Source organism: Psychrobacter sp. CX10, assembly GCF_057621575.2.
On record NZ_CM177736.1, the window covers coordinates 1060510 to 1077350 of the forward strand.

A 16841-nucleotide genomic window follows, 5' to 3' on the forward strand; every position below is an offset into this window, starting at 1 on the left:
TTAAAATTAAGACACTGTAGGGATAACTGATTGTTCCAACCATTTTTTAATCAATTCATCATCTTCTGAAATTTTACCTAATACCCGATAATTCGAGTTAGCAAGGACACCAGAGGTTCTAGCTGATTCTGATATTGCACTTCTGGTCGGTTGAATGCTTGAGTGTATAAAGTGAATGTCTTGACCATCATGCCAAATATAACCCACATGAAAATCTAGACCTACAATATACAATCCTTTTCCCCATTCATCTATGGCATCTACAAATTCTGATAATGATTTATTGCTAAAACGTTTTATATGACTTTCCGTCGTAAGACTTTTTATGATATTTTCTGATGCTTGCTGTGCTAATTTATTACGCTCAACTCTTAAGCCACTATCTTCAAGTACAGTCGATACATAGTAGCCGCAAGCTATTTGTCCTTGTTGTGGCGTAGTGGAAGTGCCATTAAAGTCCCATGCAGTACCATACCAATAGGGTAGGAGGGTGGTCATGGATTCTACATAGGAAACTCGTGCTTCTTCTATAACTTGAATTTTATCGCGTTTTGAGTCAGCGTTCCTATATGCACTGCCAAGTTGCATACGTTTTTGTTCAATAGAACTCATGGCATCTGTATAAGCTATTGCAGTGGTTGGCGGGGTGGATATAACGTTATTATCTAAAGTGAATAAGCTGTTATAGGTTAAGCGTTCCTTTGCATTTGATTCAACTTCAATATATTCAACAACTTTGGAGACTCCTTCTTTACTTTTTATTAATTCAATAAGATTGGTTTTGAATGAAGTAATAACCACTACTGAGATTAATAATAATGTGATCAGCATAATAATAAAGAGTGTAAAACGCTTAAGGGTAGAGGCTTGCATAGATATATACCAAGTAAAGGGGATTGAGAATGTTACAGGTGCCTATTTACTATAATCTTTATCAGTAAAGCCAGGATGGAAATTAAATTGAATGATTGTGTAAAAGCGATGAACACTTTGAATTCTATTAATCTGTTAAAACCACATTGCAACAGCACAATACAACGTCATGATGACAATCAAACTGTGTACTATCTTCAATAACTTAGAATGATGTACCAAAGATCTGAGCGATTGCCCGCCTGCCGACCAGAAGCTAATGCAAACTATATTTATACACATGCACATTAATACTAACGGTAAGTTATCAAACCAAGGCCGTGCGTTTGTCATCATGAATATACTGGGTGCAACCATAGTCATCGTCCATGCTTTTGGATTTAACCATTGAAAAATAGCTGCTTGTACGAAAGTAAGCGGCAGCTCGCCAAAGCGTTTTTTATTCTGGGCAAATGGCGAGTTCTCTAGTTTTCGGTTAACTAAAGCGTTATTAATCGTTGCTTTGAAGTCGCTAGTAGCCATCACGTAGGTAAGCCACAACAAGTACCCCGTTCCCAATACCTTAATGACAATCATTAATATAGGAATCTGAACGATAAGTGTCGATACACCCCAATAGCTAAGCCAAAGCATAATTCCTACACCAAAAGAGATGCCAAGCATATGCCAGCGGCACCCCCAATAGCCTTTTTTTAGCCCCCCCTTGTAGTAGCATTAAGTTATTAGGGCCAGGTGTTATTGAATTTATCATCATAAATAAAGCTAATGCAGCCACACTGCCTTGTAACTCTTCCATTATTCCCATCCATTATTAATTATTTGCGCTTAAACAGTTTATAAAGCTGCTAGGTTTAGTAAATCTAAATAAATTTATAGATTTATACTTTTAACTATATACTTATAGTTCTATACAGTACCTATACAGTACTTATAAAGTAATAAATACAATTATCAAGGTGTAATGGTCTATATAACTACACAGATATATAACAGATATTAGTTGCGTATTGTGTGCATTATAGAATTATACATATCGGTGGGCGTAACCATCTCTATACAGCTTTGCGGCTAATCAGCTTACCAATCAAGTGAAACTGAATGAAGTTAAACATTTAGAAAGTATGAGGTTTTATATGTTTAAAATGGCACTACATTTACTAAATTAGATATTTTGTCATTTATATAACTTAACTAAACCATCTAAAGGACTTAAAAAATGGAGTCTACGTACCGCCTTAACCCAAACTTAACCAAAACAGAAGCGGTTATAGAATGGATAACTGAGCGTATCGAATGGCAGGTCTATAAACCTAATCAGCGCATACCATCGGTTAGAAAACTTGCTAAATTAGTAGGGGTATCAAGTTTTACTGTCTCTCAAGCCTATGAGCAATTGGTTGCTACCAACGTACTATTGGCTAAACAGGGGTCTGGGTATTATGTGAATTCAGTCGGCTTAAAAAGCAATCGTTCAGATGACAGCCAATCAAATACTGAGTACGACACTAATTTAAAGACTGATGCGACAACGAGCTCACGTGATAGAGAGATACCAAGTACCGTTATAGATTCTAAATGGCTAGTACGCCAGATGTTTAGTGATATTTCGATAGATAAATCACCAGGTTCAGGCGTCTTACCTCAAGAATGGATACGTAATGAAAAAATGGAATGGGCGATACGACAAATCACATCTCAAGCTAAAAGCTTTATATATGAATACGGTGCTATTCAAGGATTTGAACCCTTACGTCATCAATTGGTTCAGTATTTAGGTATCCTTGGCATGCAAACAACCGCTGATAACGTTATAACAACTTCTGGGGTCTCACACGCGGTCATTCTTGTTGCCCAGCTTCTACTTAACGAGGGTGATGCAGTACTAGTTGATGAACCTGGCTGGTTCTGGCTATCGAGCAGTTTGCAAAATATGGGGTTTAAAGTAATAGGCGTACAAAGGGATTATATGGGGCCTAAAATTGAGCAGATGGAAGATTTGTTTGAACGATACAAACCTAAAATGTATCTAACAAATAGTGTGCTTCATAATCCAACCTCATACAATCTACATCCCGCTCGCGTTCATCAAGTGCTTAATTTGATTCATAAATATGATGCCTATATTTTTGAAGATGACTTATATGCCGCTTTATTACCTGAAAATAATGCACTCAGATATTCTAGTTTGGATCAGTTTGAACGGGTATTTTATGCGACTGGATTCTCAAAGTTCATGGCATCAGGTTGGCGTGTGGGATTATTAGTCAGTCCTGATAGGTTTGTAGATGAAATTATTGGTATAAAGACCTTAAATAACATGACTACACCAGAATTTGGAGAACGTGTCATTCATAAGCTCTGGACACATGGTGAAAGTAGACGGCAACTCAAAAAACTTCAAAACCTTCTATATGAGGCGCATCAACAATTACGTCAAAAGCTTACCAACATCGGTCTAGAGTATCCAGAGCATACACAGCCTGGATTGTTCGTATGGGTCGATTCAGGCTGTGATACTGCTAAACTTGCATTGTCTGCACATAATGAAGGTTGGCTAGTAGCTCCAGGTCAGTTGTTTGATCCTAAAGGTGATTATTCAACACATCTGCGACTTAATGTTGCAACGACCAGTGATGCGTTTCTACAGTGGTTAAAAGCTTATATCGATAATGAGACCAAATAAATACTAACAAGAGTGTTTAAATTAACGTTAAACCGTCAATTGGAGATTGATAATGGCCACAAGTTAAGGTTTGCCTTGATAGATTTCAAATATTAAACGTAGTGATTGTCAATCGATTCGTGTTTACTGTTTATGAGTTTAACTAGTGATTTAAATGGATAGCTTTTGTGAGTTGGCGCTGATATTTAACTCTAAATGAATGATAGTATAAAGTTGTGATTAAGCAATGAATAAACGCTCCAAAAGCAATTGGTTTGTTTTCGCATAATGTATATTATGTTAAATAGACTATAATAAAGTACTACCTATTATCTTAACCTAATTAAACTTATAAATTTTCTGTACAATGTGTTTGAACTAATAATTTATAAAGCTCATATTCTTAATAATAATACTTAAACTTAAGATTTGATACGACATTGATTTAAATACTCTTACACAGAACAGCACTATCACCCTACTTTTTGTGTTCTGTGCAAATTAGAGCGTTATTATATTTAATTTTAGTCAGATTAAGAATAATATAATACCTATCTCAAACACAAAAGCCGCAATCAAAAGATTGCGACTTCATTAACTATATAGATTACATATAATTTATATTAAGGCAAGACCTAGCTTTTTATGCAAACAAATACTTTAATAATAAGATGATTGTAATCACCCATACTGCAATACTAATTTGATTAAGTTTGCCAGTGATAAGTTTTACAGCGGTATAAGTTATGAAGCCTAATGCAATACCGTCTGCAATCGAAAACGTTAAAGGCATGAGTATCAGCGTAACTGCCGCAGGAGCTGCTTCTGTTAAATCATCCCATTCAACATCCCTTAAAGTAAATAGCATCAATACGGCCACGTAAAATATTGCACCAGCAGTTGCATACGCAGGAATCATGCCGGCCAATGGCGCAAAGAATAAGCTTAATAAAAACAGAACACCAACAGTCACCGCCATTAGTCCAGTGCGACCACCAGCAGCAACACCAGCGGTGCTCTCGACATAACTTGTTGTTGATGAAGTACCGACTAAGGCACCTGCTACGGTCGCTGTTGAATCCGCTATAAGCGCTTTACCTAGATTAGGTACCTGCTCATCATCCTTCATGAGCCCTGCCCTTTTTGTCACAGCAATCAAGGTGCCTGAAGTGTCGAATAAATCAACAAACAAAAATGCGAAGATAACGCTAATCATACCCACATCAAATGCACCAGCAATGTCTAGTTGCATGAGTGTAGGCGCTATTGGCGGTGGCATAGACATAATACCGCCGAATGCCACATCGCCGAATATTAATCCCAATACTGTGGTTAATAAAATACCAATCGTTACCGCACCAGGTATTTTGTGATAGCTTAAGCCTACTATAACGATAAAGCCTAATATTGCCATCGCAGGACCAAAAGTTGTTATTTCACCCAATGATACAAACGTGGCGTCATTGGCACTGACCACACCTGCGTTTTTTAGCGCAATGAACCCTAAAAAAGCACCGATACCAGCAACAATGCCTTGCTTTAGTGTATGTGGAATCGAATTAATAACCCATTCACGTACTTTGAATAAGCTTAATAGTATGAAAATACAACCAGATAAGAAAACAGCGCCCAAAGCGGTTTGCCAACTGTGGTTCATACCCAAAACCACACCATAGGTAAAGAAGGCATTTAGACCCATACCTGGCGCTAATGCTAAAGGAAGCTTTGCGTATAGACCCATAATCAAACACCCAATTGCAGCTGCTATACAGGTTGCTACGAATACAGCTCCCTGATCCATACCAGCATCCGACAAGATCATTGGGTTAACAAATATGATATAGGTCATAGTCAAGAAGGTGGTTAGACCCGCTATAACCTCTGTTTTAACACTAGTTCCCTTCTCGGCTATACCGAAATACCTTTCAATTGTGCTCATACATTACCCTCAAATTTAATTTGAAATAAATAATATCACTAAACCAATGACAGCAAAAAACATACCATTGTGTACAAATTAATTTATTCATGTATACAATGGTATGTTTGTCGCTTATATTAAATCTGCTATTGATAGTTTTGTTTGTTTATTGAAGTGTAAATATTTAATCTTCTGTTATATTAACAGTAAATAAGTTTACGGTATAACAAATTTTAATACACTACTCATCAATCTTTAAATAAAGCAAGTATATATCTCTAATTGTAATAGCCTGAGAACCCTATGATCACTTTTCAACTAAACGGCATAACTCACCGTGTCGATACTATAAATCCAAATACTACCGTTCTAAATTACCTTAGGAATCATTTAGATATAATCGATGTAAAAGAAGGATGCGGTAGCGGCGACTGCGGTGCTTGCACTATTATGGTTCGCGATATGCAAAAAGACCATAGGGTTGATACCAATAGCCCCTCTCAATTCTATACGCTTAATACTTGTATCACGCTTTTATCTCTAGTTCATGGAAAAGCGCTATTTACAGCATCTTATCTTGCGAATAACCCAACCAATCATCCAGAACAAGCTCAGCTTCATCCTGCTCAAGAATCGTTAGTTGAGTGTCATGGGTCACAATGTGGCTATTGCACGCCTGGATTTGTCATGTCATTGGCATGTTTGTATGAAAATGAACATATCGCGAATCATCAAACTATCAGCGAACCAAATAACACCACCGAACATATAGAGTCTACACATTCAAAAGTAGATAAGGATGATGTCATACAGGCAATATCGGGTAACTTGTGTCGGTGCACAGGGTATCGTCCAATTGTAGATGCGGGCATCAAAATGTTTGATCTTGATAAGCCCAGTACGCTCAAGAATAAATTTAGTACAAATGAATGTGAATTCAGTACTAATAAAAATGTATTTAACTCAATTGAAGCAGTCCAACCCGCGTTATACCTTAATGATATTCAGTTGTTTATGCCTACGTTGTTAGACAGTTTAGATAAAACGTTAAACCAACACCCTGATGCTATATTATGGGCAGGTGGTACCGATTTGGGACTCGCAGTTACGCAGCAATTTATGGACTTTAAAACTATTATTCAATTGTCTGAAGTTGAAGCGCTTAAACAGTGGTCTTGTGCCGATAATACGTTAATACTTGGTGCTGGAATGACCTATCATCAGCTATCTGCAGTATTAAAACAGTATATGCCAGAGTTTGAAGCTATACTTCATCGTATCGCCTCTCCGCAGATTCGTAACATGGGCACCATCGGTGGTAATATCGCCAACGCATCCCCTATTGGTGACCTGCCCCCTATTCTGCTTACTCTGGATTCGAAGATCCATATCAGGCATTGTGCTGACCAATATTGTGACGAGATTATTCCATTAGTAGAGTTTTTCATAGCTTATAAACAGACCAAACTTAAATCAGGCAGCTATATTGCCGCCATTCACGTCCCCTTACTCTCTGATCAGCAAAGACTTGTCATTCACAAAATCAGTAAGCGTTATGAAGATGATATTTCAGCTTGCATGATGGCTATGCGTATCGATTTGGATGAGTCTTTGACTACTATTGTTGATGCTCGTATAGGCCTAGGTGGAATGGCCGCGATTCCGCTATTGGCTACAAACTCTCAACGTCAATTAATTGGCTCTGAATTAAATGTAGAATGTTTTAAACGTGCGGCAGATGTACTAAGTGAAGATGTGACCCCACTGAGTGATGTGAGAGCCAGTCGTGAATATCGAATGAAAGTGGTACAACGTTTGATAGTACAAAGTGGAAAGCAGCTTGTTAACCAATATGCGAGTAGTTAAATTTGCGTATTTGCTCAATATACCAAATTTAAGTAATAAAACTTTTTAATAAATACTTCGAGACAGCGCTATGAGTCACCAATCTCCATTATTTGATACCTATGCAGCAAGGCGTAATCGTCCGCCTAAGCAAAAAATTGGCTCGTCTGCCAAACACGACAGTGCCGTTAGTCACGTTATGGGTAGCGCTATCTATGTTGATGATATTGCCAAACCCAAGAACACACTGCATATTGCTATCGGTAAAAGTGAAATGGCTCATGCTCGTATTACACACCTTAACCTTGATGCTGTGAGAGCGTCCGAAGGTGTAGTAGACGTTATTACGTTTGAGGATTTACCCGCTCAAACTGATATCGGCCCAGTGTTTGATGGTGATCCACTTATAGCAGATACTAAGGTCGAGTATGTGGGTCAAACCTTATTTGCCGTCGCTGCAACCTCTCACATTGCAGCCAAAAAAGCTGCACAAAAAGCGCTAGTAGAGTATGAAGTTCTTCCTGCTATATTAAGTATTGATGAGGCATTAAAACAAAAACAGTTTGTCCGACCAAGTTATACCATGCAGCGAGGAGATTATAGAAATGCACTCAAAAATGCACCGACTATCATCAAGGGATCTATACGCATGCTGGGTCAAGAGCATTTCTATCTTGAAGGCCAAGTCGCGTTTGTTATTCCGACCGATGATGGCGGTCTTGAGGTACATACCTCTTCTCAACATCCAAGCGAGGTGCAACAGCTAGTTGCCGAAGTCACAGGTCTGCCCTTTCATAGTGTTAATGCCATCGTACGTCGTATGGGCGGTGCCTTTGGCGGTAAAGAAACCCAAGCAGCTGCATGGGCGTGTTTGGCAGGAGTCGTCGCAAAGCGTCACAATCTACCTGTGAGTATGCGCCTAAATAGACAAGATGACATGGTAGTTACTGGAAAGCGACATGAGTTTTCAAACCGTTATACGATCGGAATAGATGAGTCTGGAAAAGTACAGGGAGTGGATATACAGTTAGCAGCTTTGTGCGGCTACTCCCCCGATCTGTCTGACGCGATTGTCGATAGGGCCATGTTCCACTGCGACAACGCCTACTTTTATCCTACTGCCAAGGTAGTTGGTCATCGCTGCAAGACGCATACTGTCTCAAGCACTGCTTATAGAGGGTTTGGTGGGCCTCAAGGTCTGATGACTGCCGAATATTTGATGGATCATATTGCCTATTCTATAGGCAAAGACCCTTTAGAGGTACGTCTTAATAATTTATATAAAGATGGTCAGCAAACTCACTACGGTCAGCCAATAGAACATTTTGATCTTGCAGACTTAATGCACACGCTTGCCAACGATTGCGATTATAAAGCACGTCGTCAACTAATAATTGAAAGTAATAAAAAAGCAGATAGTAAAGGCAGTCCAAAAAGACGTGGTATCGCATTAACACCAGTTAAATTTGGTATTTCCTTTACCGTTCAAACCTTGAACCAAGCAGGCGCTCTGGTTCATATCTATACCGATGGCAGTATTCATCTAAATCACGGTGGTACTGAAATGGGTCAAGGCTTATTTGTTAAAATAGCCCAAGTAGTTGCCAATGAGTTCGATGTTGATTTAGAAACGGTAAAGGTATCTGCAACCCGTACTGATAAAGTTCCTAACACCTCTCCTACTGCCGCCTCATCTGGCACAGACTTAAATGGCAAAGCGGCGCAAAATGCGTGCCAAACTATCAAATCAAGACTCATTGAGTTTGCAAGTGACTTCTTTAAGGTAGATGAATCAGATATTAGTTTTAAAAATAATCACGTTTATATTGAGGCTGTTCAACAAAACACCCACGTGAGTACCATAAATAATCAAGACGATGCAGATGGTAAAACTATGGTGCTCACCTTTGCAGATTTTGTTACCCTTGCCTATCGACACCGAGTGAGCTTATCTTCAACAGGATTCTATAAAACGCCCAAAATATTCTATGAGCGCAATAAAGCCTGGGGTCGACCCTTCTTGTATTATTCACTCGGGGCGGCGTGTAGTGAGGTTGAAATTGATACAACAACAGGCGTATATAGCGTTTTACGCTGCGATATTTTGCACGATGTGGGTCAATCCATTAATCCAGATATTGATATTGGTCAAATTGAAGGTGGATTCATTCAAGGGATGGGCTGGTTAACCCAAGAAGAGCTATTGTGGAATGAAAACGGATCTCTAGCGTCAAATAGCCCAGCTAATTACAAAATTCCGACGGCCCATGATATGCCGAAACAATGGGACGTCAAGCTTTATAATCGAAAAAATAAAGAACAAACCATCTATAATTCAAAAGCCGTCGGTGAACCTCCATTTATGCTGGCTGGCAGCGTATGGTGTGCCATTAATAATGCCATTGCAAGTATTGCAGATTATCAACAAAACCCTGAACTGTCTATGCCTGCTACCCCTGAAGCGGTTTTAAAATCAATCATTAAGCTTGAAGGTAGCGAATGGGAAATTACAAACAGTAGTCACGATGATGAAACGGTAAATAAATTGATTGTGGAATCGAACTCTGATAAAAGGTTCGTATCACCTATGTGTAGTAATAGTACGCATACCTATATGAACTATTTTAAATTATTAACGCCTTATGTTGATCACGATACTCAGACTAAACCACCTTATGTGTCTTTAAATCAACCTTTAAATATAGACAATACTCAATCTATAGATGATGCTAATTTGGAAGTCTCAAGAGGACCTGCTCACAGCGTTTAGTAAAAGGGTGTACATTAAGATGATGTAGACTAGGGTCTGTTGAACACTCCAAAATATCTATCGGCAGCACTGGCTAAAAATATCTAAAACAATGTATGTTCAAATATCATATCAAGCTAATCAATGAAGCAAACTTAAATGACTCATAATGTAAGAAGGCCTATAAAATGGTATGAGGCGTTGAACGAATGCCAACTTAACGGTATTCCTCATGTGCTGGTTACTATTGTGAAAATAAGTGGATCAGCACCACGTGATCTACAGGCAAAAATGGTTATTACCCAAACGAACAGCTTCGATACGATTGGAGGTGGTGGTCTTGAGTTTGATGTTATCAACACTGCAAAGGAGCTTTTGAGCGGACAAATAACCAATAAACTTAACGTGCCAAATAACGTCCAAAATGAGCTGCTAAACAATAAGATTCAGGAAAAAAAGGTTACTGGTAACAAAGAGTCTTTAACTAACCAACACCAATCCGTATTTTCCAAACATTATCCACTAGGCGCGAAGCTTGGGCAATGTTGCGGTGGTAGCGTTACCGTGAGTTTTGAAGTATTTAATATTAAACCTACTTTATCTTTATTAATATTTGGTGCAGGTCACGTTGCTAATGCGTTGGTAAGCATATTGGCTCAGACAACTTGTCAGGTGAGTTGGATTGATAATCGGCCGGTTATGTTTAATAACCAAACAGATTCTTTAATACAAAATCTTAAAAACACCGATTCTGAAATTAATGATCAAGATGGCTTATTACCCGCTCATATAAAAACACATATTACTGATGATCCTACAGAATTCATTAAATCCTACCCTACCCCTCATTTTGTACTGATCATGACGCATGATCATGGTTTGGATTTTGAATTAGTAAAAAAGGCCATTGAAGTAAATCAGCACTACGATAATGAAAAACCTTTCACTTATATTGGTTGTATTGCTTCACAGACTAAGGCCAAACGATTCAGACACCAATTGTCTCAGCGTCATATAGCTGATAGGGATATGGCGCAACTTCATATGCCGATTGGGCTGCCCATAGGGGGTAAAGAGCCTATGCAAGTTGCCGTATCAATCATGGCACAAATACTACAAGAATATAATAACCAATAGCTGTCTCATTTTAGGATCTACATGACCTTACACATTTATCAAGCCAAAGTATTGCATTACGTTAGCTACCCTATTGAAGACAAATCTAATAAAAGCAAATCAAATGCATACCTTATAGACTTGCCTATCGACCTTATGACGATTAATAAAGGGTATAAAATATTTCCAGAATATATACAACAAGGTGCTTTGGTAGTTGATGATAGTAATGGACTAATTATAGATTATGGTCATTCCAATGAGATTCTCCCAAGGTACTTGAATAACCAACTATCCAAAAAAGATTCGGGCCAACGTGAAGGGGTTCAAAATTCAGTTGATTTAGACGCACCTTCAGTAAACACTCCTTCTATAAATGAACCTTCTATAAATGAACCTGCATATAGTACAGTAGAAGTTAAGGTACATGATTTTAAAAAGTATATGATCATGCCAGGGTTTATAGACACGCACATTCATTACCCTCAGCTGGACATGGTAGCAGCGTATGGGGATCAGCTATTAGATTGGTTAAATAATTATACCTACGTCACAGAAGCCAGTTTCGGTAATCGACAGTTTGCATACGCTCAGTCAGAATTTTTTATAAATCAATTATTGGCTAATGGCACCACCAGTGCCATGGTATATGCAACCAGTCACTTAACCTCAGCTGATGAATTTTTTAAAGTAAGCGCTGAGCTAAACACGAGAATGATTTGCGGTAATGTATTGATGGATCAAAATGCCCCTGAGTCATTATTGGTTGAAGCCAAACAAGGTATACAAGATACGCAAACCCTAATTAATAGCTGGCATGATAATGGTCGTCAGCACGTTGCCATCACTCCCCGCTTCGCGATTACCTCAACCCCAAAGCAATTAGCTTTGGCAGGAGAGCTTTATGCTGATAATAAAGGTGTGTATCTTCAAACGCATTTAGCGGAAAATAAGGATGAAATAGCGGCCGTAAAGCAGATGTATCCTAGCTACAATGGGTATTTGGATGTCTATGACAAGATGGGCTTATTGGGTAGTAAGACGACGCTTGCGCATGGCATTTATCTAAATGACTCTGAGTATCTACGCTTACAAGACACTGGTACTCAAATATCACATTGTCCAACATCCAACTTGTTTTTGGGCAGCGGCTTATTTGATCTACCCAAAACTTTAAGTTATACCGGAGTAAGTATTGCAACAGATGTTGGTGCTGGCACGAGTCTTAGTTTATTAACCACATTAAGTGAAGCCTATAAAGTCCAGCAGCTACAAGGCAATCGTTTGTCCGCGCATCAGGGTTTGTATCAAATAACCTTAGGTAATGCACAGTCTTTATGTTTAGAAGATAAAATTGGTAATCTTTCAGTAGGAAGTGAGGCTGACTTTTTAATCATTGATACCGATGCCACTCGGCTACTTGAGCAAAGAATGTCTCATACCAATACGCTTGAAGAGACACTCTTTGTACTTATGATGATGGGTGATGACCGAGTCATTAAACAAACTTACATTGCTGGGGTTTGTCGATACAACAAAATTGAAGATATGTCATGAGATTTAAAAATGATATTTAAATAGTAACGATTACAAGGTAAGCTTTGATTATTGCATGATGTCCATATCAGAACCATCCCTCTTCTAAAAGCTGCTCAGTATTACTCAATTTAAACTCGGTGTGCAAATCATAAAATTCGCCTGGGTTTTCTACTTTTTCGAGCAGCTCTCTTTTATACAGTGCTACAAACATGGCAAGAGAGTACGCAGCACAATGTATGATTCTTTTAGGGTTAAAGGTAATATCAGTAAATGCTTGATAGTGCATCACCTCTTCATGAAGTTCAGAATGTTGCTTTAAAGCATTAATATAAAGCCAATCATAAAAAGTTGTTAAGGGTTCAACATTCCATAGCATTCCGAAAAAATCATAACCCGTTAGCTCTCCAGATGAGATTAATCTGTCATCATTTCTGGCTTGACGAGGTTTGGCGGTCAATAGATCAATATATGGACCACCTTTTTCAAAGACTTTACTGCTTTGAAAAGCATTTTCAACACTAAACTGATCACCGTTTTTATTAATAATCTTCAGGCTATAAGGGCTGAGTAGAAAACTTAACTTATTACCAGATTTAGTCGATAGCTCTAGTACATTTTTGAAACCGTACTTTTTACGAATAACTTGATGCAGGTCATTGATGGTTTTTTTCTTTTGTCTGCTAGCAAATCCTGAATGTCTCTCAATTCTGACCATATCTGTTTTTACAAGATTATCACTACCAACCCTAGGCATAAATACTGGTTTTTGTTCGGAAGCGGTTGATGCTAATTTCATAACGAGGTGCCTTTAACTCTAATTTACTTGGTATCAATAAATAAATATCATGTCATCTTAGCAAGGCAGTTTAACTTATTCTGAGTGATTTATCTTGAGGAGTTTTTTGGACTATAGAAAAAAGTCAAAGAAGTACTTATTATAATTGTCTGACTAAATTTTGAACAACTACTTAAATGGCTGTATTTGTATAACACAAGGCAACTACCCTGGTTTTATATTCTATACAAATACAGCCAAACTAAGTGGTTTTAAAAATTATTCAATTGTTTAGTTAACTAGCTTAGTTAATCTGCTATTTAGAAGCGTATTCTAATTTCATACCGACCACATAGGCATCGTTATCTTCAAACTTACCCATAGGTGCTTTGGTTGAAGATAACTGTGTATCTGCATCACCTAACATAAGATACTTACCCCCTAACGCAACAGACCATTCTGGAGTAACATTGTATTTAGCACCCAAACCAATACTGTAATATCCTTCAGCGGGACCCAATACTGTTACAGGATTTCCAGCGCCTTTATCCCAACCAATAGTTCCAGAAACCGCAAGTGCTGGTGATAGACGCTTACCTAAACCTAACTCAAGCATATAAGAGTCATCAGAGTAGGCAACTAAAGGCGCTTCCTTAGCCCCCGTAAGTCTTTTTACATTACCTGACAACAAAGGTGGAGAGATTTTAAAATCACCCCAAGGTACCCAGCGTGCTTTTGCAGTCATCAAAGTCGTAGGATTTAGGCCAGTCTGAAAATCGATATTAATCGACTCTGGTAGCTCCAAAGTCGCTTCTTTAGATTGTGAGGCTCTAAAAGCTGGCATATTCTCGCGGAAATTAATATCATGCTCTATCTCAGATCGATAAGTCACCGCTGCTTTTAAACCAATTTCAGGCTTAACATATGCAGCACCAACCATATAGCCATAATCTGAATTTTTATCAAGACTCAAAGTATATCCATCTATCGCAGCTAAGCTACTTAAACTGCCAGATCTCTCTCCGCTCGCTAAATTGAGATCGCCTTCAAGCTTACTTAAGACTGGGCCACCATAAAGTCTAAAGTTGTCGTTCTGACCAAGCTTTAAGTTAACTAAACCCGTAAAGGTATCTGACTTTACACTTGCTTTGGTATGGACATTTCCATTAACAAGCGGGTTGTTATCGCCTTCAACTTCAATCTCTGCACCAAAGGGCTGATCATAGAAAACCCCAACACTAACTTTATCGTTTATATCGGTTTTAACACCATAACCATAGCCATTATAATCTTGAGCAACTTCGTCATATTTTCTAGTAACGCCGTTATCAGTATATTCTCCCTTGGTTTCTGGGCTAATACGATAAGCACTTGCATAAGCATAAGTACCCTCTTTAGTAAACTCAGCACTAGGTTGACCAGAGCGATCAAGACCAGCAGCGCCAGCCATTGAAGCTAAAGACACCAATGCTAAAGCACCAGCTAATTGATTTAGAGTGAAATTTTTTGACATTGTACATTCTCCATTGCAGTATTATTAGCCACATCCATTGCGACTAAATAGGGGTTATTAGCGAAGGCAAATAATGAGCTATTGAACTTAAATGACTCATTATTTAATTGATCTATTCTTTATTGCTTAATGTTCGTAATTTATGTCTTAATATTTTACCGACAGTAGACTTGGGCAACTCATCAATAAACTCAATATGGCGTGGACATTTGTAACCAGCTAGATTTTTCTTACAGAACTCGTAAACTTCTTTTTCAGTTAAGCTCTTATCATCTTTAACGATAAATACTTTGACTGATTCACCTTGGGACTCGTCATCCACTCCAACTACAGAGCACTCTCTTACTTTAGGATGCATTTCAACGACACTTTCAACTTCATTAGGATAGACGTTAAATCCACTCACAATAATCATGTCTTTTTTTCTATCAAAGAGTTTGACATAACCCTTTTCATCGATAGATCCAACATCCCCTGTTTTAAGGTAACCATCATTGGTGAAAAACTTACTATTATCTAAGTTATGATAGCCGGAGATAACATTACCACCTTTGATAACAATCTCACCAATCTCACCAATACCTAGCGGATTTTCATTTTCATCATAGATTTTAAGATCGATACCACATAATGGAATACCTATCGACCCTGTAAATTCCTTATTCGTTAAGGGGTTTGCAGTGCCAACGCCGAGTGTTTCGGACATCCCCCAACCTTCAATAATAGGGACGCCTGTTGCTTCATACCATTTTCTCGCCATTTCAGGTGTGGCTGCCATCCCTCCAGCCAATGAAAGCTTAAGCTGGGAGAAATCAATATCTTTGAATTTTGGATGTAAAAGTAATGCGTGAAATAAGGTATTAACGGCAGGAAACAAATTTACCGGTTCTTTACTTAACAGCTTCACAAAGGCATCAATATCCCTCGGATTAGTGACGAGTAGAAGATGTTGTCCTTTACGTATTCCTAAGAAAGATATGATTAAGGCAAAAATATGATACATCGGCAGAGCAACGACACACGTAAGCTGGCCAATATTATTTAAACCATCATAAATTGGATTAAACCATTCGTCGTACTGTTTGGTCCCATATACCACATTGCGATGACTAATTAATATACCTTTAGCAACACCTGTCGTCCCGCCAGTATATTGAATCATCGCTAAGTCATCAGGCTTTGGTTGAGGGCGGGTATATGTTAAATTATTGGACTCATTTAAAATGGATTTAAAGTGAAGTACGGCATGTTCAGAGGTGGTCTTGATATTGTATTTAGGTACTGCTTTTTTAATATATTTAGCAGCAAAGTTAATAACGGCGCCCTTGGTAGTACCTAGCATATCCCCTATTGAACTTACAACGACTGTCTTGACAGGTGTCTTTTCAATAATGCTATCCATAGAATGGCAAAAGGGCTCTAAAATAAATATCATTTTGGCATCAGAATCTATAAGTTGATGCTTAAGTTCACGTGGGGTATATAAAGGATTGACTAAAGTCAATACCATACCGGCTCTTAAGGCCCCAATAACTATAGGAAGATACTGGTTAACATTTGGCATCATGACCGCAATGACTGAACCTTCAGGTAGTCCAGTACTTTGTATCCATGCAGCTATGTTACGAGACATCTGACCGACTTGATTATATGAGTAAGATACGTCCATATTCGTCATGAATTTATCTTTAGCAAACTCATCTAACGATTTTTCAAATAGATCGATCAGAGTATCATTATCAAAGGGTACGTCAGCGGCGACACCTTCAGGGTAGTTCTGGGTCCAAAATTTATCCATTGTTCACCTTCCATTGGTAATTAAGCTCGCCTCTTCATTGAGGCATTTGA

General features: G+C 38.3%; 11 protein-coding genes. 5 read left to right on the top strand and 6 right to left on the bottom strand.

Annotation, left to right across the window (positions count from 1 at the left end):
- Positions 1-6 precede the first annotated feature (6 nt).
- Complete coding sequence (locus AC21OH_RS04155; protein ID WP_487371034.1) at positions 7-873, bottom strand: hypothetical protein; 867 nt, start codon at positions 871-873, stop codon at positions 7-9.
- A gap of 135 nt (positions 874-1008) precedes the next feature.
- Positions 1009-1536, bottom strand: coding sequence for a LysE family translocator (locus tag AC21OH_RS04160; protein WP_491140130.1), 528 nt, complete (start codon positions 1534-1536; stop codon positions 1009-1011).
- Between the two features lie 553 nt (positions 1537-2089).
- Between AC21OH_RS04160 and AC21OH_RS04165 the strand changes: the two genes are divergently transcribed.
- A complete protein-coding gene (locus tag AC21OH_RS04165; RefSeq protein WP_487371035.1) occupies positions 2090-3556 on the top strand; it encodes an aminotransferase-like domain-containing protein in 1467 nt (488 codons plus the stop codon).
- Between the two features lie 622 nt (positions 3557-4178).
- Here the strand turns inward: AC21OH_RS04165 and AC21OH_RS04170 are convergent.
- Positions 4179-5474 carry an NCS2 family permease gene (locus AC21OH_RS04170; protein ID WP_487371036.1) on the bottom strand — a complete coding sequence of 432 codons (1296 nt, stop codon included), beginning with the start codon at positions 5472-5474 and terminating at the stop codon, positions 4179-4181.
- 285 nt (positions 5475-5759) lie between these two features.
- Here AC21OH_RS04170 and xdhA point away from each other — a divergent pair, with 285 nt between their 5' ends.
- From xdhA to guaD, 4 genes are all read left to right on the top strand, one after another.
- On the top strand, positions 5760-7322 hold the full coding sequence (gene xdhA / locus AC21OH_RS04175; RefSeq protein WP_487371037.1) for a xanthine dehydrogenase small subunit: 1563 nt from the start codon (positions 5760-5762) through the stop codon (positions 7320-7322).
- Positions 7323-7392: 70 nt separating this feature from the next.
- A complete protein-coding gene (gene xdhB / locus AC21OH_RS04180; protein ID WP_487371038.1) occupies positions 7393-10071 on the top strand; it encodes a xanthine dehydrogenase molybdopterin binding subunit in 2679 nt (892 codons plus the stop codon).
- A 138-nt stretch (positions 10072-10209) separates the two neighbouring features.
- Positions 10210-11187: an XdhC family protein gene (locus AC21OH_RS04185; protein ID WP_487371039.1), complete on the top strand. Its 978-nt coding sequence runs from the start codon at positions 10210-10212 to the stop codon at positions 11185-11187.
- Positions 11188-11208: 21 nt separating this feature from the next.
- A complete protein-coding gene (gene guaD, locus AC21OH_RS04190) occupies positions 11209-12723 on the top strand; it encodes a guanine deaminase (RefSeq protein WP_487371040.1) in 1515 nt (504 codons plus the stop codon).
- A gap of 67 nt (positions 12724-12790) precedes the next feature.
- Here guaD and AC21OH_RS04195 read toward each other — a convergent pair whose 3' ends face one another.
- From AC21OH_RS04195 to AC21OH_RS04205, 3 genes are all read right to left on the bottom strand, one after another.
- Complete coding sequence (locus AC21OH_RS04195; protein WP_487371041.1) at positions 12791-13501, bottom strand: DarT1-associated NADAR antitoxin family protein; 711 nt, start codon at positions 13499-13501, stop codon at positions 12791-12793.
- A gap of 295 nt (positions 13502-13796) precedes the next feature.
- On the bottom strand, positions 13797-14993 hold the full coding sequence (locus AC21OH_RS04200) for an OmpP1/FadL family transporter (protein ID WP_487371042.1): 1197 nt from the start codon (positions 14991-14993) through the stop codon (positions 13797-13799).
- A 112-nt stretch (positions 14994-15105) separates the two neighbouring features.
- Positions 15106-16791, bottom strand: a complete 1686-nt coding sequence (locus AC21OH_RS04205) for an AMP-binding protein (RefSeq protein ID WP_487371043.1) — start codon at positions 16789-16791, stop codon at positions 15106-15108.
- Between the last annotated feature and the right edge of the window lie 50 nt (positions 16792-16841).